This window comes from Pectobacterium carotovorum, assembly GCF_033898505.1.
In the GTDB taxonomy this organism is placed as follows: domain Bacteria; phylum Pseudomonadota; class Gammaproteobacteria; order Enterobacterales; family Enterobacteriaceae; genus Pectobacterium; species Pectobacterium carotovorum_J.
The window spans coordinates 2,017,768-2,035,199 of the sequence record NZ_JAXAFK010000001.1 but is presented as its reverse complement, the minus strand read 5'-3'; the positions used below and the strand labels follow the sequence as shown (position 1 = coordinate 2,035,199).

20 protein-coding genes are annotated in these 17,432 nt (G+C 56.2%); 9 read left to right on the top strand and 11 right to left on the bottom strand.

Annotated elements, in window-relative coordinates; translation table 11 throughout:
• Positions 1 to 52: 52 nt before the first annotated feature.
• Genes R9X49_RS09010 through ccmI form a run of 7 tightly spaced genes read left to right on the top strand, consistent with a single transcriptional unit; the run spans position 53 to position 5,317 of the window.
• On the top strand, positions 53 to 793 hold the full coding sequence (locus R9X49_RS09010; protein ID WP_319848051.1) for a heme ABC transporter permease: 741 nt from the start codon (positions 53 to 55) through the stop codon (positions 791 to 793).
• A complete protein-coding gene (ccmD, locus tag R9X49_RS09005; protein WP_319848050.1) occupies positions 790 to 1,011 on the top strand; it encodes a heme exporter protein CcmD in 222 nt (73 codons plus the stop codon). Before R9X49_RS09010 ends, ccmD begins: the two co-directional genes overlap by 4 nt.
• Positions 1,008 to 1,490 carry a cytochrome c maturation protein CcmE gene (gene ccmE, locus R9X49_RS09000; protein WP_319848049.1) on the top strand — a complete coding sequence of 161 codons (483 nt, stop codon included), beginning with the start codon at positions 1,008 to 1,010 and terminating at the stop codon, positions 1,488 to 1,490. Before ccmD ends, ccmE begins: the two co-directional genes overlap by 4 nt.
• Positions 1,487 to 3,442, top strand: a complete 1,956-nt coding sequence (locus tag R9X49_RS08995; protein WP_319848047.1) for a heme lyase CcmF/NrfE family subunit — start codon at positions 1,487 to 1,489, stop codon at positions 3,440 to 3,442. Before ccmE ends, R9X49_RS08995 begins: the two co-directional genes overlap by 4 nt.
• A complete protein-coding gene (locus R9X49_RS08990; protein WP_040032209.1) occupies positions 3,439 to 3,996 on the top strand; it encodes a DsbE family thiol:disulfide interchange protein in 558 nt (185 codons plus the stop codon). Before R9X49_RS08995 ends, R9X49_RS08990 begins: the two co-directional genes overlap by 4 nt.
• Entirely contained in the window at positions 3,993 to 4,451 is a 459-nt protein-coding gene (locus tag R9X49_RS08985; protein WP_319848045.1) for a cytochrome c-type biogenesis protein, read from the top strand. Before R9X49_RS08990 ends, R9X49_RS08985 begins: the two co-directional genes overlap by 4 nt.
• The gene (gene ccmI / locus R9X49_RS08980; RefSeq protein WP_319848044.1) at positions 4,448 to 5,317 is read left to right on the top strand and encodes a c-type cytochrome biogenesis protein CcmI; all 870 of its coding nucleotides are present in this window, start codon (positions 4,448 to 4,450) and stop codon (positions 5,315 to 5,317) included. The genes R9X49_RS08985 and ccmI overlap by 4 nt, the downstream gene beginning before the upstream one ends.
• A 742-nt stretch (positions 5,318 to 6,059) precedes the next feature.
• On the opposite strand, the gene napC is transcribed toward ccmI, so the two are convergent.
• From napC to napF, 7 genes are read right to left on the bottom strand one after another with little or no spacing between them, the layout of a single operon-like run.
• A complete protein-coding gene (gene napC / locus R9X49_RS08975) occupies positions 6,060 to 6,662 on the bottom strand; it encodes a cytochrome c-type protein NapC (RefSeq protein ID WP_015840628.1) in 603 nt (200 codons plus the stop codon).
• Between the two features lie 8 nt (positions 6,663 to 6,670).
• Positions 6,671 to 7,108, bottom strand: coding sequence for a nitrate reductase cytochrome c-type subunit (napB, locus tag R9X49_RS08970; protein ID WP_010307737.1), 438 nt, complete (start codon positions 7,106 to 7,108; stop codon positions 6,671 to 6,673).
• The gene (napH, locus tag R9X49_RS08965) at positions 7,105 to 7,968 is read right to left on the bottom strand and encodes a quinol dehydrogenase ferredoxin subunit NapH (protein WP_319848042.1); all 864 of its coding nucleotides are present in this window, start codon (positions 7,966 to 7,968) and stop codon (positions 7,105 to 7,107) included. Before napH ends, napB begins: the two co-directional genes overlap by 4 nt.
• The gene (gene napG / locus R9X49_RS08960; RefSeq protein WP_319848041.1) at positions 7,955 to 8,647 is read right to left on the bottom strand and encodes a ferredoxin-type protein NapG; all 693 of its coding nucleotides are present in this window, start codon (positions 8,645 to 8,647) and stop codon (positions 7,955 to 7,957) included. Before napG ends, napH begins: the two co-directional genes overlap by 14 nt.
• 5 nt (positions 8,648 to 8,652) lie before the next feature.
• Entirely contained in the window at positions 8,653 to 11,139 is a 2,487-nt protein-coding gene (gene napA, locus R9X49_RS08955) for a nitrate reductase catalytic subunit NapA (RefSeq protein ID WP_319848040.1), read from the bottom strand.
• Positions 11,136 to 11,441, bottom strand: a complete 306-nt coding sequence (gene napD / locus R9X49_RS08950) for a chaperone NapD (protein ID WP_319848039.1) — start codon at positions 11,439 to 11,441, stop codon at positions 11,136 to 11,138. The genes napA and napD overlap by 4 nt, the downstream gene beginning before the upstream one ends.
• Positions 11,438 to 11,974 carry a ferredoxin-type protein NapF gene (gene napF / locus R9X49_RS08945; RefSeq protein WP_319848038.1) on the bottom strand — a complete coding sequence of 179 codons (537 nt, stop codon included), beginning with the start codon at positions 11,972 to 11,974 and terminating at the stop codon, positions 11,438 to 11,440. Before napF ends, napD begins: the two co-directional genes overlap by 4 nt.
• A 352-nt stretch (positions 11,975 to 12,326) precedes the next feature.
• Here napF and narQ point away from each other — a divergent pair, with 352 nt between their 5' ends.
• Together narQ and narP are read left to right on the top strand one after the other, a co-directional pair.
• Positions 12,327 to 14,045: a nitrate/nitrite two-component system sensor histidine kinase NarQ gene (gene narQ, locus R9X49_RS08940; protein WP_319848622.1), complete on the top strand. Its 1,719-nt coding sequence runs from the start codon at positions 12,327 to 12,329 to the stop codon at positions 14,043 to 14,045.
• Positions 14,046 to 14,137: 92 nt separating this feature from the next.
• Positions 14,138 to 14,770 carry a nitrate/nitrite response regulator protein NarP gene (narP, locus tag R9X49_RS08935; RefSeq protein WP_319848037.1) on the top strand — a complete coding sequence of 211 codons (633 nt, stop codon included), beginning with the start codon at positions 14,138 to 14,140 and terminating at the stop codon, positions 14,768 to 14,770.
• 105 nt (positions 14,771 to 14,875) lie between these two features.
• On the opposite strand, the gene R9X49_RS08930 is transcribed toward narP, so the two are convergent.
• From R9X49_RS08930 to R9X49_RS08915, 4 genes are all read right to left on the bottom strand, one after another.
• Entirely contained in the window at positions 14,876 to 15,196 is a 321-nt protein-coding gene (locus R9X49_RS08930; protein ID WP_319848035.1) for a DUF202 domain-containing protein, read from the bottom strand.
• A gap of 3 nt (positions 15,197 to 15,199) precedes the next feature.
• Positions 15,200 to 15,565: a YidH family protein gene (locus tag R9X49_RS08925; RefSeq protein ID WP_319848034.1), complete on the bottom strand. Its 366-nt coding sequence runs from the start codon at positions 15,563 to 15,565 to the stop codon at positions 15,200 to 15,202.
• Between the two features lie 14 nt (positions 15,566 to 15,579).
• Positions 15,580 to 16,458 (bottom strand): MurR/RpiR family transcriptional regulator, encoded by an 879-nt coding sequence (locus tag R9X49_RS08920; protein ID WP_319848033.1) that lies wholly within the window; start codon positions 16,456 to 16,458, stop codon positions 15,580 to 15,582.
• A 107-nt stretch (positions 16,459 to 16,565) separates the two neighbouring features.
• A complete protein-coding gene (locus tag R9X49_RS08915) occupies positions 16,566 to 17,432 on the bottom strand; it encodes a hypothetical protein (protein ID WP_319848032.1) in 867 nt (288 codons plus the stop codon).

Genomic DNA, 17,432 nt, shown 5'->3' with positions numbered 1-17,432 from the left:
GATCGCGTTCATCGTCCCGTTGGGATGAGTTTTAGCAGAGTGAGCACACGTTATGTTGAAAAAAAACTATCAGCTTACGCAGCCGGATCGCCTTTATGGCCTTTGCGGCAGGCTTATCCCCTGGTTTGCCCTGCTTAGCGCGGCGCTGTTGATCGGCGGTTGCCTGCTGGGATTTGGATTTGCCCCCGCGGATTATCAGCAAGGGCAAGGGTATCGCATCATGTACCTGCACGTGCCAGCGGCCGTGTGGTCGATGGGCGTCTATGCCGTAATGGCGATGTTTGCGCTTGTCGGGATGGTTCGGCAGTCAAAAACGGCAGAGCTTGCCGTGGCGGCGATGGCACCGGTCGGCGCGGTATTTACCTTTATTGCGCTGACTACTGGGTCTACCTGGGGCAAACCGATGTGGGGAACCTGGTGGGTGTGGGATGCACGCCTGACGTCGGAACTCGTTCTACTGTTTCTATACGTGGGCATCATCGCGCTCTACAACGCGTTTGACGATCGCCGTCTTGCCGGTCGCGCGGCGGCGATTCTGGTGCTGGTTGGCGTAGTGAATTTACCCATCATCCATTTCTCGGTCGAGTGGTGGAATACCCTGCATCAGGGATCGACAAAAATGCAAAAAACGATCGATCCCGCCATGCGTCTTCCGCTGCGCATCATGATGCTAGGATTTATGAGTCTTTTTGTGACGTTGTCACTCATGCGCTTGCGTAATCTGATACTGGTGCAGCAGCGTCGTGCGCCCTGGGTTGCCGCGTTGGTCAATAAAGGAGGAGTCGCACGATGAACATCGCTTTCACAAGCTGGCAGGATTTCTTTGCGATGGGCGGCTATGCCTTTTACGTCTGGCTGGCCGTGGTGCTCACGCTGTTACCGCTGAGCGCGTTGGTCGGTCATACCCTCTTGAATCGTCGCGCATTGCTGAATGATATCCGCCGCCAGCAGGCGCGCGAGCAGCGCAAGAGTACGGCCCGTCAGTCGGAAACGATGGAGGTGGCGCAATGAGTGCCCCGCGTAAAACTCGCCTCTATGCCATTCTGGCCGTCATTTGCGGCGCGGTGTTGACGATTGCGCTGACGCTCTATGCGTTGAGTTCAAATATCGACCTCTTTTATACGCCCAGCGAAATCCTTTATGGCAAGAACGAAACGCAGGAAAAACCGGCGATCGGGCAGCGCTTGCGCGTCGGCGGCATGGTGATGCCGGGCAGCGTGCGCCGCGACAGCCAAAGTCTGGAAGTCCGCTTCACTGTTTATGATGCGCAGGGTTCCGTGGATGTGACCTATAACGGGATGCTGCCGGACCTGTTCCGCGAGGGACAAGGCGTTGTGGCACAGGGCATTCTGGACACCGACGATCACATCATGGCGAAAGAAGTGCTTGCCCGACATGATGAAAACTACACGCCACCGGAAATCAAGGCGGCGATGGAAGGACAGCACGGCCATGCACCGGCGGCGGCCACAGAGGGTAAACAGTTATGATGCCTGAAGTGGGCAATTATCTGCTCTGTCTGGCGCTGGGCGTTGCGCTGTTGCTCAGCGTGTATCCGCTGTGGGGCGCGGCGCGTCAGGACGCACGTCTGATGGCGCTGGCGCGTCCGCTTGCCTGGGCGCTGTTTGCATGCATTTTAGCGTCTTTCCTCGTGTTGGTGCATGCGCTGGTGGTTAATGATTTCACCGTTCTCTATGTAGCCAACAACTCGAACCGCGCGCTGCCGGTATGGTATCGCGTGGCGGCAGCGTGGGGTGCACATGAAGGGTCGCTGCTGCTCTGGGTGCTGCTGATGAGCGGCTGGACCTTCGCGGTGGCGATATTCAGCCGCGGGATGTCGCTGGATGCGGTTGCACGCGTGCTGGCCGTCATGGGGATGATTAATGTTGGCTTCTTGCTGTTTATCATCCTGACGTCGAATCCCTTTACGCGCACGCTGCCGGACTACCCGATTGACGGGCGCGATCTCAATCCGCTGTTGCAGGATGTCGGGTTAATCTTCCACCCTCCATTGCTTTATATGGGCTATGTCGGGTTCTCCGTGGCGTTTGCGTTTGCGGTCGCCTCGCTGCTGGCTGAACGGTTGGACAGCGCGTGGGCTCGCTGGTCCCGACCGTGGACGCAGGCGGCCTGGTCGTTTCTGACGCTGGGTATCGTGCTCGGTTCGGGCTGGGCGTATTACGAGCTTGGCTGGGGCGGCTGGTGGTTCTGGGATCCGGTAGAGAATGCGTCATTGATGCCGTGGCTGGTGGGCACGGCGCTGCTGCACTCGCTGTCGGTCACCGAAAAGCGCGGCAGCTTCAAGGCCTGGACGGTACTGCTGGCCATCGGCGCGTTCTCGCTCTGCCTGCTGGGGACGTTTCTGGTGCGTTCCGGCGTATTGGTATCGGTGCACGCGTTTGCCTCCGATCCGGCGCGCGGCATGTTTATCCTCGCGTTTCTGGTCATTGTTATCGGCGGTTCGTTGCTGCTGTTTGCCATCAAAGGCAACCGGGTACGGGCGCGGGTCACGAATTCGCTCTGGTCGCGTGAAACGTTCCTGCTCGGCAATAACCTGATCCTGATGGCGGCTACGCTTGTGGTGCTGCTGGGAACGCTGCTGCCGCTGGTGCATAAACAGCTGGGCTTGGGCAGCATCTCGATTGGTGCACCGTTCTTCAACACCATGTTCACCCTGTTAATGGCGCCGTTTGCCTTGCTGTTGGGCGTGGGGCCGCTGGTTCGCTGGCGGCGCGACGAACCGCAAAAGCTGCGTAAGCTGCTGCTGATTGCGCTGGTCGTGACCGCCGCGCTATCGCTGCTGCTGCCGTGGCTATTTCAGGATTCCCTTGTTGCTATGACGGTGGTCGGCCTGTCGATGGCGCTGTGGGTGTTCTTCTTAACGGTGTACGAGCTACATACCAGTTCCACCCGTCGTCATGGTTTTCTGCGCGGTTTGACCACGCTCTCACTGAGCCAGTGGGGCATGGTGTGCGGTCATATTGGGCTGGCGGTGACGGTAGTAGGGATCGCCTTCAGCCAGAATTATAGCGTTGAGCGGGATGTACGGATGCGGGCTGGCGACAGCATCGCGATCCACGATTACCGTTTTACGTTTCAAGGCGTGCGTGATGTTGTGGGGCCTAACTGGCAAAGCGCGAAAGGGACGATTGAGGTCACGCATAACGGCAAACCGGAAGCGACGCTGAAAGCGGAAAAACGCTTCTACAACACCAGCGGCGCGATCATGACGGAAGCCGCCATTGATGCGGGTGTGACGCGCGATCTTTACGCCGCCTTGGGTGAAAAGCTGGATGACGGGAGCTGGGCGGTGCGGCTGTATTACAAACCCTTTGTCCGCTGGATTTGGTACGGCGGGGGGCTGATGGCGTTAGGCGGCATCCTGTGCATGTTCGATCCTCGCTATCGCCTACGTCGTGCTGTTAGGGAGGCATCATCATGAGCCGCAAAATCTTGTTAATCCCGCTCGTGCTGTTTTTACTGCTGGCCGTTGCCTTGCTGTGGCAACTGGTGCGTAACAGCGACGGCGATGACCCGATGCGGCTGGAGTCGGCCCTGATTGGTAAACCGATTCCCGAATTTCGTCTTGAATCGCTGGATCAACCGGGAAAGGTTTATAACCAGTCTGAACTGAGCGATGGCAAACCGCTGCTGCTGAACGTCTGGGCGACGTGGTGCCCGACGTGCCGCGCGGAGCACCAGTTTCTCAACACGCTGGCGGCGCAGGGGATTCGCGTCGTAGGCATGAATTATAAAGATGAACGCCCCAAAGCGGTGGAGTGGCTGAAGACGCTAGGCAACCCCTATGCGATGAGCCTGTTTGATGGTGACGGCATGCTGGGGCTGGATCTGGGCGTGTATGGCGCGCCGGAAACCTTCCTGATCGACGGGAAAGGCATCATTCGCTATCGCCACGCGGGCGATCTCAATATGCAGGTGTGGCAAGAAACGCTGCAACCGCTGTGGGAGAAATACAGCAAGGAGGGCGGTGCATGAGAGTGCTGAGTTTCCTTGGCGCATTGCTGCTGTCGTTCAGTGTGCTGGCATCCTCTGAGGTATTGCGTTTTGACAACGATACGCAGGAGCAACAGTTTCGTGAATTAACCATGCAGCTGCGCTGCCCGAAATGCCAGAACAACAGCATTGCCGATTCCAATTCGATGATTGCTTCGGATATGCGACAGAAAGTGTATGAGCTGATGCAGCAAGGGCAAACGAAAGAGCAGGTTGTCGATTATATGGTGGATCGTTACGGTTACTTTGTGACGTATGAACCGCCGATAACGCCGTTTACCCTCCTGCTATGGCTGCTGCCTGCGCTGTTTCTGGCTGCGGGAGCGTGGATGATTATTCGGCGTGCACACCGCATCAGAAGCACCAAAGAGCCGATGAGTGAACAGGATAGAAAGCGCTTGCAGACGCTGTTGGGACGTGAGGAGAAACCGGAATGATACTACTGACTGCAACCATTGTGCTATCGCTGATTGCGCTTTCAGCGCTGCTGCTTGCGCCGTGGTCGTCACGGGGCGAATACGATCGTGATGCGATCAATCAGGCGCTGTATCGCGACCGTCTGCGTGAGCTTACTGCGGATGTTGCCAATGAGCAGGAACGAACTCAACTGGTTGAGGAGCTCCAGCATACGCTATTGCAGGATATTCCCGGCGGCGCGAAGGCACAACAGCGCCCGCTAAACCGCTGGGTTTTGCTGCCGGGCGTGCTGTTGCTGGTCATTGTCAGCCTCGGCGTGTTTTGGAAAACCTCCGCGATTAATCGGGTACAGGAGCTACAGCAGGTTGTGGCGTTAACGCCGGACCTGATGAAGCGAGCGTTGGATCCTGATGCCGAACCGCTGACCATCGAAGAGGTCGCACGTCTCGGTCTGGGATTGCGTAGTCAGCTAGAAACGCAGCCAGACAATCCACAAGACTGGTGGATGTTGGGGCGCATTGCGGGCTTGCTGAATAACTACGACATGTCCGTGCAGGCGTTTAGCAGGGCGTTCCAGCTCGATCCGAAAAATACGGATCTGGCGCTGGATTATGCCGATCTGCTGTCGCGATCCACCGACCTGCGTGATAGCCAGCGCGGTGGAGACATGCTGCGTGAACTGATGAATTCCGGCTCGACCAATGTGCGCGTGCTGAGCCTGCTGGCTTTCAATGCCTATGAAGCCCAGCGCTATCAGGATGCGATTGATGCCTGGCAAACGATGCTGAAACTGCTCCCGCAAAACGACACGCGGCGTGCGGTTATCGAGCGCAGCGTCGGGCAGGCGAAAGCGTCACTGTCGGTTCAGGCAACCACCGGCAAGTAAGTTATTTTTATCTTCATCTAAATAGTAAAAGGGCGATATCTATCGCCCTTTTGTTGTTTCTGTTGTTACAGTGCTTGCTGTTTCTATTGTTACGACGAAGGTTTCGTGCGCATTAAGAAGGGGCATTCTCTGCAACTCGCGTTGCACGCGCCCGACACGGGGCGGCTCAGTTGCCGTCGCCCCGTGACCCCTGGCTTTTCGCGGTAAATCGCGCCGCTTCGCGGTGCCTTCGGTGTTCATGCCCGCTGTTCGGACCGCCTGCGACGCGCTCCCGACGCGGCGCAGGCTTTCGCGGCGTCCATGCCGCTCATCCGGCGGTCATGTACACCTCTGCGCGATTTTTTTACGCGAGCCAACCCCATAAAATCAAAAGACTGAACGTAGCACATCTTTATTTGTGAAGGGATTACTCCGCCTGCACGGAGGATTGCTGTGGACGGCCTTCATGTTGAAGGGGGTGCCGTCCTTATACCGTTCTATTTGCAGAATGAAAACGGGAGTAACGGAATAGAAGAGTAAAGCGTTTGCGCTATGGACAAAAACGTCAGGAACGTTTTTGAACGTCGCTAGCGACGGCCCTGAAAGGGTGAATCTCAGGGATGAGATTCATATCTGCGCAAGCCGAGCGTACATGGATGTATTCACAGCGTCTTTACGATCTATCCGTTACTCCCGCTCGACGGCCTTTGTCAGAAACGATAGGACGGCATACGCCGTCCCGAGTGTGACGAAGGGGGGCGGGTTATAACCCGCTTTTGACGCCGTGCATGTCCGGCAGTTTGTGGGCGATACCTTTGTGGCAATCGATACAGGTTTGACCGAGTTTTATCGCTTCGCTGTGTTTTTCCGCCGCGACGGTTTTTTGCCCTGAGAAGTCCATATAGTCAAAGTTGTGGCAGTTGCGGCATTCCTGAGAATTGTTGTTTTTCATGCGCCGCCATTCGTTCTGCGCCATCGTCAGCCGGTGTGCTTCAAATTTTTGTGGCGTATCAATCGTGCCCATGATTTTGCCGTACAGCTCTTTACTGGCCTGAATCTTACGCACCATTTTTGGCACAAACTCATGCGGAACGTGGCAATCCGGGCAGGTGGCGCGCACGCCGCTGCGGTTGCTGTAGTGCGCGGTTTCCATATATTCCTGATAGACGGTATTGCGCATTTCATGACAGCTGATGCAGAACGCCTCGCTGTTGCTCATCTCCATGCCTTTCTGGGACGTTGCCAGAAAGAAAATACCACCCGCGAAGCCGATAATGAGCAATGTTCCCAGCGCCAACCGGCTCGGGCGGCGCCACCATTGCCACAGCTGGCGCAACAACCGTCCTACTTTTCCTGGTTGTTTCATAGAAAACCTCACTGTCCAAAGCCTTTAGAAGGTGCGAAGGTGTTGCCGGTAATTGGCGAGCTGTCCGCTTGCGGCACGTGGCATTGCAGACAGAAATGGCGCGCAGGGGCGACATTGCTCAGCACTTTGCCGTCTCTGTCGACAAAATGGGTTGGGCTGACGCGGGGGGCGCTGGTGGAACGGTAGCTCTCTACGCCGTGACACTGTAGGCAGCGGTTAAAGGTCGGGGTGACCTGATAGCCATCCACGCTATGCGGGATCATCGGTGGCTGGTTGACATAGTTGAGCGCCATACGTTCCTGCTGCTTTGGCATCCGGCTATTGCCCGGCTGCGTCGCAGCGACTTCCGGCGATTGGCTTAAATCGACCTGTGCAGTCGCTATCGCACTGCCCATTATCGCCAGGGCGGTGATCCAGCGAAACCATCCCATTCTCAGGCTTTTCATGACTTTGCTCCCGATTTCCATCTAAGGGTTATTTTAAAAACGTCTTCAGCGCAGACATCAATACAACGTCCGCATGTTATGCAGTCTCGGTCAGTGACCTGTACCGGACTGTGTTTATCGAGTAAGGGCGCGCGCAGCACCTGTGGCTCCGGACAGACATGGAAGCAGTCCATACAGCGGGTACAGCGTTCACGCTCGGCGGCATCCACAGCCAGCGCGCCTTTACTGCCAAGCGCGCCGTACAGCGCGCCAGTCGGGCACAGGTGTCCGCACCAGCCGTGTTCCACGACCAACAAATCAAACAGAAACAGCGCCAGCAGCAGCCAGATACCCGCGCCAAACCCGAAAATCAGCCCACGGCCTGCCAGTGAGACGGGATTGACCCATTCCCACAGCAGCCCGCCCGTCAGCGCACTCCCTGCCAGAATAAGGATCAGCAGCAGATAGCGCAGATTGCGGGGGATCGTCGCCGAGGCGGTGATGCCAAAGCGACGACGTAGCCAGGCGGCTAAATCGGTGAGCGGATTAACCGGGCAGACCCAGCTACAGAACAGGCGTTTGCCTGCCAGCGCATAGCTCAGCGCAATAATCAGCGCACCGACCAGCGCGAGCGTGGCGGGCAGATGACCGCTGGCCAGACTTTGCAGCACCATCAGCGGATCGCTGAACGGCACGGTGTCGAACAAGCGACTGGCGCTGTAGTTACCGTGCAGGATCCAGAACCCTAACAGAGGGCCGCTGAGGAACATGAGCAGCACCAGAGATTGGGTCAGACGACGCAATACCAGCCAGCGGTGGCTGCGCCACCAGCCTTTTTTTGCCCGGGCTTCTCGTCCGGCGTCCTGCTTACGATTTGCCATCGCGTGCCTCCAGCCAACTGAAACGGTAGTGGTGTCCGAGTTCGCCTTTTGCCAGCGCGCGCGGCAAGACCTTGATCGCCGGCTGTTCCAGTACGCAGGCTTTTTCACATTTGCCGCAGCCGGTACAGACATCGCTATGCACCGTAGGCAGAAAACGGGCGTGTTTTCCGGTTCGGGTATTGCGCTCAGGCTCCAGAGTGATGGCGCTATCAATGAGAGGACAGACGCGATAGCACACATCACAGCGTAACCCCTGATAGTTCAGGCAGTTCTCCTGATCGAGCAGCACGGCTAATCCCATTCGGGCGTCATCGATAGCGTCCAGAGGTTGTAAGGCACCGCTGGGGCAGGCGACCACGCAGGGAATGTCCTCACACATCTCGCACGGGATATCGCGCGCGACAAAGTAAGGGCTACCGGCGGCGGGGCCGGAGACCAGCGTCGCCAGCTTCAGCGTGTCGTACGGGCAGGCCTGAATACATTGACCACAGCGTATACAGGCACCGGAAAACGCCGTTTCAGACAGTGCGCCCGGCGGCCGCAGCCGGAGTACGTCAGCCTGAGCGCGCCGTTGCTGAATGCCGAGGACCGTCACCGCGGCGGATAAACCCGCAACGGCGCGGACGGCGTCACGCAGAAAGCGACGGCGAGCGGGTGATGAATTCTCCGGGCGTGCCATGTGCGCTACACCTTAGCCAACTTGACGGCGCATTTCTTAAAGTCCGTTTCTTTCGACAGCGGATCGGTGGCATCCAGCGTCAGGACGTTGGTCATCTGCGCGGCGTCGAAGAACGGCATATACACCAGCCCACGCGGTGGCTTATTACGGCCGCGCGTCTCAACCACGGAGACGACTTCACCACGGCGCGAAATAATGCGGACTTTTTCACCGCGACGCAGATCGCGCGCTTTCGCATCCTGCGGGTGGATAAATAGCACGGCCTCGGGGAAGGCGCGATGCAGTTCCGGTACGCGGCGCGTCATGCTGCCGGTGTGCCAGTGTTCCAGCACGCGGCCGGTGGAGAGCCAGAGATCGTACTCGTCGTCCGGCGCTTCTGCGGCAGGTTCGTACGGCAGCGCGAAAATCACCGCTTTGCCATCCGGTTTACCGTAAAAACGGTAGGCTTCTCCCGCTTTCACGTAAGGATCGTGACCTTCGCTATAGCGCCACTGAGTTTCCTTACCGTTAACCACCGGCCAGCGTAGCCCACGAGCCTTGTGGTAGTCATCGAACGGCGCCAAATCGTGACCGTGTCCACGGCCAAACGCGGCGTATTCTTCAAACAGGCCTTTCTGCAGGTAAAAACCGAAGTCGCGGGATTCGTCGTTTAGCTGATTCTCCGCTAATTCGCTGAGCGGAAAGCGCGTGGTGACATCGTTAGCAAACAGCACGTCGTAGAGGGTTTTGCCGCGATAGGCTGGCTTCTGCACCAGAAGTTCTTCCGGCCAGACTTCCTCGATGGCGAAGCGTTTGGCAAAGCTCACGACCTGCCACAGATCCGATTTTGATTCGCCCGGCGCTTTAACCTGCTGACGCCAGAATTGCGTCCGACGCTCGGCGTTGCCGTAGGCGCCTTCTTTTTCCACCCACATTGCAGTCGGTAAAATCAGATCGGCAGCCAGCGCGCTGACGGTCGGGTAGGGGTCGGATACGACGATAAAGTTGCGCGGATCGCGCCAGCCCGGCATACGTTCCTGATTGATGTTCGGGCCGGCCTGCATGTTGTTATTACACATCACCCAGTAGGCATTCAGCGTGCCGTCTTTCAACGCCCGATCTTGTGCGACGGCGTGCAGACCGATCTTTTCAGGAATGGTACCTGTCGGTAGCTGCCACAGTTTTTCCGCAATCGCGCGGTGTTTCTCGTTGGTTACCACCATGTCCGCAGGCAGGCGGTGGGCGAAGGTGCCGACTTCACGCGCGGTGCCGCAGGCAGAAGGTTGGCCGGTTAATGAGAACGGTCCGCAGCCCGGCTGGGAAATCTTGCCCGTCAGCAGGTGGATGTTATAAACCAGATTGTTCGCCCAGACGCCGCGCGTGTGCTGGTTAAAGCCCATCGTCCAGTAGGAGATCACTTTCTTTTTCGGATCGGCGTAGAGTTTTGCCAGCGCTTCTAACTGGTCGGCGGGAACGCCGCTGATCGCGACCGTTTTTTCCAGCGTATAGTCGGCGACAAAGGCTTTGTACTCTTCAAAACTCATGGGTTCAGACGCATCGGAACCGGGGTTTTTCGCCGCTTTCTCCAGCGGGTGCGTTGGGCGTAGCCCGTAGCCGATATCGGTCACGCCTCGGCGCAGGTTCACGTGGCGGGTAAAGAAGGCCTCGTTCACCGCATTGTTTTGAATAATGTAGTTAGCGATGTAGTTGAGAATGGCCAGATCGGTTTGCGGTGTAAACACCATACCGTTATCCGCCAGCTCAAAACTGCGGTGCTGATAGGTGGACAGCACGGCGACCGTAACATTGCTGTTCGACAGGCGGCGGTCGGTGATGCGCGACCAGAGAATCGGGTGCATCTCCGCCATGTTGGAGCCCCACAGCACAAACGCATCGGTCTGCTCGATATCGTCGTAGCAGCCCATCGGTTCATCCATACCGAAGGTACGCATAAAGCCAACGACCGCCGATGCCATACAGTGGCGCGCGTTGGGGTCAATATTGTTGGAGCGGAAACCGGCTTTGAACAGTTTGGCGGCCGCATAGCCTTCCCAAATGGTTGATTGCCCGGAGCCAAACATGCCTATCGCATTCGGACCTTTCTCTTTCAGGGCGGCTTTGAATTTCTCCGCCATGATGTCAAACGCTTGATCCCAGGAGATCGGGGTAAATTCGCCTTCTTTATCGAATTTGCCGTCGCGCATCCGCAGCAAAGGCTGGGTTAAGCGATCCTGCCCGTACATGATTTTTGGCAGGAAATAGCCCTTGATGCAGTTTAATCCGCGGTTAACCGGCGCTTCGGGATCGCCCTGACTGGCGACGATGCGGCCGTTTTGCGTCCCGACCAGCACGCCGCACCCTACGCCACAGAAGCGGCAAGGCGCTTTATCCCAGTGGATAGCCTCTGACTGTTCGGTCACGGCGCGCACCGCGGTAGGTATGGTGATGCCTGCGACCGCGGCTGCCGCTGCGACAGCGTTCGCCTTCATAAAGTGTCGTCGACTGAGTTTCATGGTATTTCCTCACCCTGAGCTTGTTGATCAAGAGGTTGTTCATCGAAAGCAAAAGACGGTTCATCAAGCTGGTGATAAACCAGAGAAACCGCCAGTACGCCTGTAAGCTCGCGTATTGACGCTATTTGTTTTAACAGCGTGTCTTCTGAATCTGACTCCAGCACCACGGCCATTTTTCCGGTATCGCTATCGCTGGCACCCACCTCGACGTTGGGCTGCGTCGCTAACGCTTCGGTAACGGCCGCCAACTGCGCCGTATTGACGTGAACCACTACACTGCAAACATGCCAGACTGTGCTCATCGGTTTTCCTGTTGCATCGGGAGACGCGTTGGCGCGGTGTGATATCCCGCGGTGATCTTTTTCATCGACAGGGCGCCGACAGGGCACCCGGAAATGCATGCGCCACAGGTGGTACAGGCATCGTTGTCGATTGACGGTGCGGCAACGCGTCCGAGGATGGGACGAAACCGTATCGCCCCGGTTTCACACGCATCTTGACAGCTGCGGCATTCCACCTGATGTAGCGATAAACAGGCGTCCTGAATCGTCAGGTGGTATTCCCACGGCGGGGTGTGGCTCTCTGCGAACAGTGCTTGTGGACAGGCACGCGCGCAGTCATAGCAGAACGTGCATTCGCCGCGCTGAAAGTCGAGGGTGGGAAAACCGCCCGAACCGCGTTGGATAATCCCCGATCCGCAGGCATCAACGCAGGCGTTGCAGCGCGTGCACTGGCTCAGGAACTGGCTTTCTGCACAGACCCACGGCGGGCGCAACGCATTGTCTGCCCGCTGTAGGCCACCTGTCAGTAGGGAACGCCGGGAGAGGTTAGTCATGGCAGTTTGTCGCTCTGGCACTCAATGAAATATCCAATAAAAAACACGCTGTTTTTGTAGGGGTTACACTATTCCTCTTAGGCTGTATGCGATAATCACCCTTTAGAGGTAAATGGTGGTGCCGGATCAAGCTTATGTGGGATTCGGGCCTTATCGACTTGCCTGCGCCTGTGGGGATCGTGATAGTAAATACCCGTCATATTTCAAGCTGCATGTGCGTTGGCTGCGTTCACTCACCCGAATCACTTACCTGAGTAAGCTCATCGGGATTCCTTCGCTTGCCGCCTTCCTGCAACTCGAATTATTTAGGGTATTAGCGTCTGTATGATGCCAAAGAGGATTATTCGTTGTGATGGTCAAACGTCCTGTTTCTACCAGCCTGGCGCGCGCGTTTTTTTATATCGCGCTGCTTTCATTTCTGACGACGGGCATTGCGTTACTGACGCTGGCCAGCGGTTTACGTGATGCGGAAGCGATCAACGTGGCTGGTTCCATGCGTATGCAAAGCTATCGCATGGGGTATGACCTACAGGGCGATCGCGCGGAATTAGAACCGCATCGCCGCCTCTACGCGCAAACGCTGGATTCTCCGGTGTTTCACCTGCTAGATCGCTGGTATGTGCCGCGCGATGTGCGCGATCGTTATGCTGCGCTGTTGCAGAGCTGGAAAACGATGGATGAGCGCCTGAACGCGGGGGATCGGGTGTGGTATCAGGACAATATTGTCGTCTATGTCACGCAGATCGATCTCTTTGTGCTGGCGTTGCAGCACTATTCCGAACGCAAGATGATGATAGTCGTTGTGACATCAATAATTGGTTCGATCACTATCTATATACTGATCTTCTTTACGCTGCGCCGCATTCGTCGTCAGGTGGTCGTGCCGTTGAATAAGCTGATGGCGGCCTGTACCTCCATCGAAAAGGGGCGTTTTACCCATTCGCGGCTGGACGTCAATCTGCCTAACGAACTGGGCTTGCTGGCGCAAACCTTCAGTAGCATGACGGACGAACTGCAAAAGCTTTATCGTTCTCTGGAAGACAAAGTTCGGCAGAAAACGCTGCGCTTGCAGGAAGTGAACCGCATGCTGAAGGTGCTGTACAACTGCTCTCAGGCGATGAATGTCAGCACGATCGACAGGCATTGCTTTCAGCAGATTCTGCAAATAGTTCGCCGTTATGAAACGGTCGGCTGTCTGGAAATGCGGGTCGGGGAAAACTGGCGGTTATGTGAAGGCCAGCCGGACGATCAGGTTGCGTGGCAGGCCTTGCCCATTCGTTTGCAAGAGGTCGAGTTTGGGCAACTGCGCTGGCAGGCATCAACGCAGCAGCCGTCTGCTCAGCTGATGGAAAGCGTCGCCAATATGCTGGGTCGCGGCCTCTATTTTAATCAGGCGCAGAAGCACTACCAGCAGCTGTTACTGATGGAAGAACGCGCCACCATTGCGCGTGAACTGCATGACTCACTGGCTCAGGTGCTTTCTTATCTGAATATCCAGATGACGTTATTAAAGCGCACGGTAGCGGAAGAAAATGCGCAGGCCCGGCAGATCATTACCGATTTTGAACAGGCGCTCAGCGATGCGTATCGCCAACTGCGGGAACTGCTGAGCACGTTCCGGCTGACGCTGCAACAGGCCGATTTGCCAGCGGCGATGCAGGAAATGATCGAGCCACTGCGTGCGCAGACCCCGGCGACCATCACGATTGACTGCCGGATCCCTACACAGGCGCTGGATGCCTCACAGCAGGTTCACTTGCTGCAAATCATCCGTGAAGCGGTGTTGAACGCCATTAAACACGCGCAAGCGGCGGCGATTACCGTCCACTGCCGTATGCAGCCTGATGGCCGTCATTGTGTGGATATTCGTGATGACGGCTGCGGTATTATCGATCAGGAGGAGCCCGCAGGACATTACGGTTTAAATATTATGCAGGAGCGCGCTGAACGGTTAGGAGGAACGCTGTCTATCGGCCTCCACCCTGAAGGGGGAACGCAGGTTAGCGTCTGTTTCTCGACGCCAACGGCAGCGCGTGAACGCGATAACACGAATAATCTCTATCCGGAGTAAGTCGAGTGGGAAGCAGACCGCTTGAAGTATGACGGGGATAAATCATAGATCATAAATAAAATAATAAGATCCATATTACATTGGGGCTGGGCATGTCAGAAAAACCATCTTATCGTGTTTTGATCGTCGACGATCATCCGCTTATGCGCCGGGGAATCCGTCAGTTATTGGCAACCGATGCCATCTTTGACGTGATAGGGGAAGCCAGCAACGGCATGGAGGCACTGAGCCTCGCGAATCGGGATTCTCCCGATATCATCTTGCTCGATCTCAACATGAAAGGATTGAGCGGGCTGGATACGCTTCACGCGCTGCGGCGCGATGGGATCTGTGCCCGTGTGATTGTGCTGACGGTCTCCGATGCACCCAGCGATATTTATGCGCTGATGGACGCGGGTGCCGATGGCTACTTGTTAAAAGACAGTGCGCCGGAACACTTACTGGATGCTATTCGTAACGGTGATGCCTTCAGCGAACAGGTGCGTGACGTGCTGCGTCACCGTATCGCCATACAGGAGACGCCGTCGCCCTTTACCGTATTGACGGAACGCGAACTGGACGTGCTGCAAGAAGTGGCCTCTGGGCTATCCAACAAGCAAATCGCAGGTGTGCTGTATATCTCAGAAGAGACGGTAAAAGTGCATATCCGCAACATGCTGCGCAAACTCAACGTACGTTCCCGCGTCGCCGCCACGGTGCTGTATCTGGAAACGCGCGGCCAGTAAGGCCGCGAAATACCCCAAAATTATCAATACCTACTCAGCTCGTGCTCAGCGTGACGCGACCCGGGAACAGTTTACCCGCTATATTGAGCGGGCATGGCGGTAACGTTAGCACACGCCGCTGAAGTGCAGCAGCAGTACCAGCGCGGTGAGCACAATGGATGATGATGTAAGGACGATCATCCCGTGGCTGGCGCGTGACAATACGGAATGGCAACGGGCGTTAAAACGATAGCGCAGAACCGCCAGCACTGACATCAGGGCAGAAACGCACAAGAGCAGGATGGCGCAGGCAAAAACCGCACGGCTGTCGTTCACCATGCTTAAGCGAAAACATAGCAGGCTGTTGATCAGCATCACAAACAGCGTGCGTGACCAGGCCATGCCCGTTCGCTGCGGTTGTAATCCCGGATCGCGTGTCGTTTCCATGGGTTACCCGAACAGGATCATGGCGGAAAGCGCCATCGCAATGAGGGTAATAAACAGCGTCACGGTCAGTAGCATCGGCGTGTACGGCATGTCACTTTCCTGACGCATGGCCTTTTCATTGCTGACCCAGCGGCGATAGGCCAGACCGCCGAGCAGCGCGGCGCAGACGACCAGCAACAGAGCCAGCCCCTGGCGCATGAGTGGATCGACATGAACGGTAAATTGGTCGATGCCCACCGCGCCGGCGAGAAACGCCAGCGCGGTGCGGATCCATGCCAGAAAGGTACGTTCATTCGCTAATGAAAAACGGTAGTCCGGGGTTTTCCCCTGATTCCACCATGGCGTTTTGTCCTGCTTGAGTACGGTCATGTCGTCGTCTATTTTCAGGTTGAATGTTGTTTAATGCGTTCTTTGATCAACAGCTCTTTGATTGAAATACTCTGGCTGGCTAACTCTTTAAAGTTATGTTTTGCGATCTCCATGCACAGGAATTCAACCATAAACAGTTGGGAGACGCGCGTGCCGATCGAATCCCCTTGATAGCGCTCGCTTTCGCCGCAGGTTAACAGGACATAGTCCGCTAAGCTCGTCAGCGGCGAATGTGTACTGTGGGTGATGGCGAGTCTGAGGGCTTTGGCTTTTTCTGCGAGTTTAAAGGCGTTCACTACTTCCGGTGTTTCGCCTGAGTGTGAGAACGCGACGACCAGATCGTCAGACTTCAAATTCGCGAGTTTCAACGTCATGGAAAAACGATCGGTAAACGAATCGGAATCGATGCCAAGACGATTCATTTTGTCACGCGCTTCCTGCGCCGACAGGCCGGATGCCCCGAAGCCGATAAACATGATGCGACGGGCAGAGAGAAATAAACTGACGATCTGGTTTACCATCTGCATATCGATCAAATCGATGGTTTCCTTTACCGTTTTGTCTATCGTCATTGCGATTTTCTGGGCGACATCGTGACGCGTATCATTCATCAAAATATCAGGCGTGGTGGGGAGTGACAGATCGCTCTCATCAAACAGCTCGCGGTTTAACGCGCTTTTCAGTTCCAGCAGACCCGCATAGCCAATATGTTTACAAAATCGGACGATGGTTGCCTCGCTGACGCCAATCTCCGCCGCGAGTTTCTTGACGGGGAGTTGAGCAACCATACTGGGATTTTGCAGCACATAATTTGCGATAATCTGGTTCGTATCGCTAAGCCCATGTAAGACGTTGGCAATGTAAGTCCGTACTTTTTCTTTATTGATACTCATGGGGGATTCCTGCGTCGCTATCGTGCGCAATAGTTGCTGCGTCCGAACCACGCTTGTCGAACGGATTGCAAATAATCCCCGCATCTTACCTTGCTCTTCCTTATCCGTCATTCGCCTGCCCGTATGGCGAAATCAAAACCGCATTCAAAGCGGTTTCCAGACTCAAGCAACATGATCCCACGTTTATGCTGCCATTCCCCTGTCGCATCGGGTGCATCGGTTGTGCCAAAAAGGGGCTCGATACACAGTAAATCCGATCCCGGCTCCGACCAGAGCGCAAGCCAGGGATGTAAACCGGTGTGAAATTGGAGTGTGCTGACCCCTGCGGGAGAAATGACTTCGATAGTCTGGTGTTCCGCCTGGCTGAAATAAATCGCCCCCTGCGCGAAGGTCTCGGGGGTTAATACCAGGCTGCCCGCAACAGGAGCCGACGCCTCGTGGCTAACGACGAGCGTTCTCTGATAGGTGGGCCAGGGGCCTTTGCAGCGCGTAGACGAGAAGCGTACTTGCCAGCCTGATTCGTGACCTATAGGGAGCGAAAATCCGGGGTGTGAACCCAGCGAAAACCAGAACGGTTGGTTGTCGGTATTGCACAACTGATAGTGAACCAGAACGCGATTGCCCTCCAGCCGGTAATTCACATCCAACTGCCAGTCGAAAGGCCACATGGCGCGGGTTTCTGGCGTTTGACGACAGCGCAGATGTAGATGTGCTTGATGGTGTGCTACCACCGTAAAATCTTGATGCCGTAAAAAACCGTGCGCGGGTAACGGCCAGTGCTGGCCGTTATGATACATCCCGCGATGAACAAGTTGTCCGACAACAGGAAACAGAAGGGGAGCGGTGCTCTGCCAGCCGGTATCGCCGGGCTGCCAGAGCCACTCCCGATTCGCATCCTGTAAGCTCTGCATTTCTGCGCCTTTAGGATGGACTTTCAGCGCAAGAAGCGCATTACTCAGTGTCAGCGTATCCAT

What these genes read in the sequence shown, in the direction of transcription:
- napG (WP_319848041.1), bottom strand. Translation starts at nt 8,647, where the DNA reads ATGGCACGCCCGGAGAATTCATCACCCGCTCGCCGTCGCTTTCTGCGT.
- napB (WP_010307737.1), bottom strand. Translation starts at nt 7,108, where the DNA reads ATGAAAAGCCTGAGAATGGGATGGTTTCGCTGGATCACCGCCCTGGCG.
- R9X49_RS08990 (WP_040032209.1), top strand. Translation starts at nt 3,439, where the DNA reads ATGAGCCGCAAAATCTTGTTAATCCCGCTCGTGCTGTTTTTACTGCTG.
- napF (WP_319848038.1), bottom strand. Translation starts at nt 11,974, where the DNA reads ATGACTAACCTCTCCCGGCGTTCCCTACTGACAGGTGGCCTACAGCGG.
- ccmD (WP_319848050.1), top strand. Translation starts at nt 790, where the DNA reads ATGAACATCGCTTTCACAAGCTGGCAGGATTTCTTTGCGATGGGCGGC.
- R9X49_RS08930 (WP_319848035.1), bottom strand. Translation starts at nt 15,196, where the DNA reads ATGGAAACGACACGCGATCCGGGATTACAACCGCAGCGAACGGGCATG.
- ccmI (WP_319848044.1), top strand. Translation starts at nt 4,448, where the DNA reads ATGATACTACTGACTGCAACCATTGTGCTATCGCTGATTGCGCTTTCA.
- R9X49_RS09010 (WP_319848051.1), top strand. Translation starts at nt 53, where the DNA reads ATGTTGAAAAAAAACTATCAGCTTACGCAGCCGGATCGCCTTTATGGC.
- napA (WP_319848040.1), bottom strand. Translation starts at nt 11,139, where the DNA reads ATGAAACTCAGTCGACGACACTTTATGAAGGCGAACGCTGTCGCAGCG.
- napC (WP_015840628.1), bottom strand. Translation starts at nt 6,662, where the DNA reads ATGAAACAACCAGGAAAAGTAGGACGGTTGTTGCGCCAGCTGTGGCAA.
- narQ (WP_319848622.1), top strand. Translation starts at nt 12,327, where the DNA reads ATGGTCAAACGTCCTGTTTCTACCAGCCTGGCGCGCGCGTTTTTTTAT.
- R9X49_RS08915 (WP_319848032.1), bottom strand. Translation starts at nt 17,432, where the DNA reads ATGGATACGCTGACACTGAGTAATGCGCTTCTTGCGCTGAAAGTCCAT.
- R9X49_RS08925 (WP_319848034.1), bottom strand. Translation starts at nt 15,565, where the DNA reads ATGACCGTACTCAAGCAGGACAAAACGCCATGGTGGAATCAGGGGAAA.
- R9X49_RS08985 (WP_319848045.1), top strand. Translation starts at nt 3,993, where the DNA reads ATGAGAGTGCTGAGTTTCCTTGGCGCATTGCTGCTGTCGTTCAGTGTG.
- R9X49_RS08995 (WP_319848047.1), top strand. Translation starts at nt 1,487, where the DNA reads ATGATGCCTGAAGTGGGCAATTATCTGCTCTGTCTGGCGCTGGGCGTT.
- napD (WP_319848039.1), bottom strand. Translation starts at nt 11,441, where the DNA reads ATGAGCACAGTCTGGCATGTTTGCAGTGTAGTGGTTCACGTCAATACG.
- ccmE (WP_319848049.1), top strand. Translation starts at nt 1,008, where the DNA reads ATGAGTGCCCCGCGTAAAACTCGCCTCTATGCCATTCTGGCCGTCATT.
- napH (WP_319848042.1), bottom strand. Translation starts at nt 7,968, where the DNA reads ATGGCAAATCGTAAGCAGGACGCCGGACGAGAAGCCCGGGCAAAAAAA.
- narP (WP_319848037.1), top strand. Translation starts at nt 14,138, where the DNA reads ATGTCAGAAAAACCATCTTATCGTGTTTTGATCGTCGACGATCATCCG.
- R9X49_RS08920 (WP_319848033.1), bottom strand. Translation starts at nt 16,458, where the DNA reads ATGAGTATCAATAAAGAAAAAGTACGGACTTACATTGCCAACGTCTTA.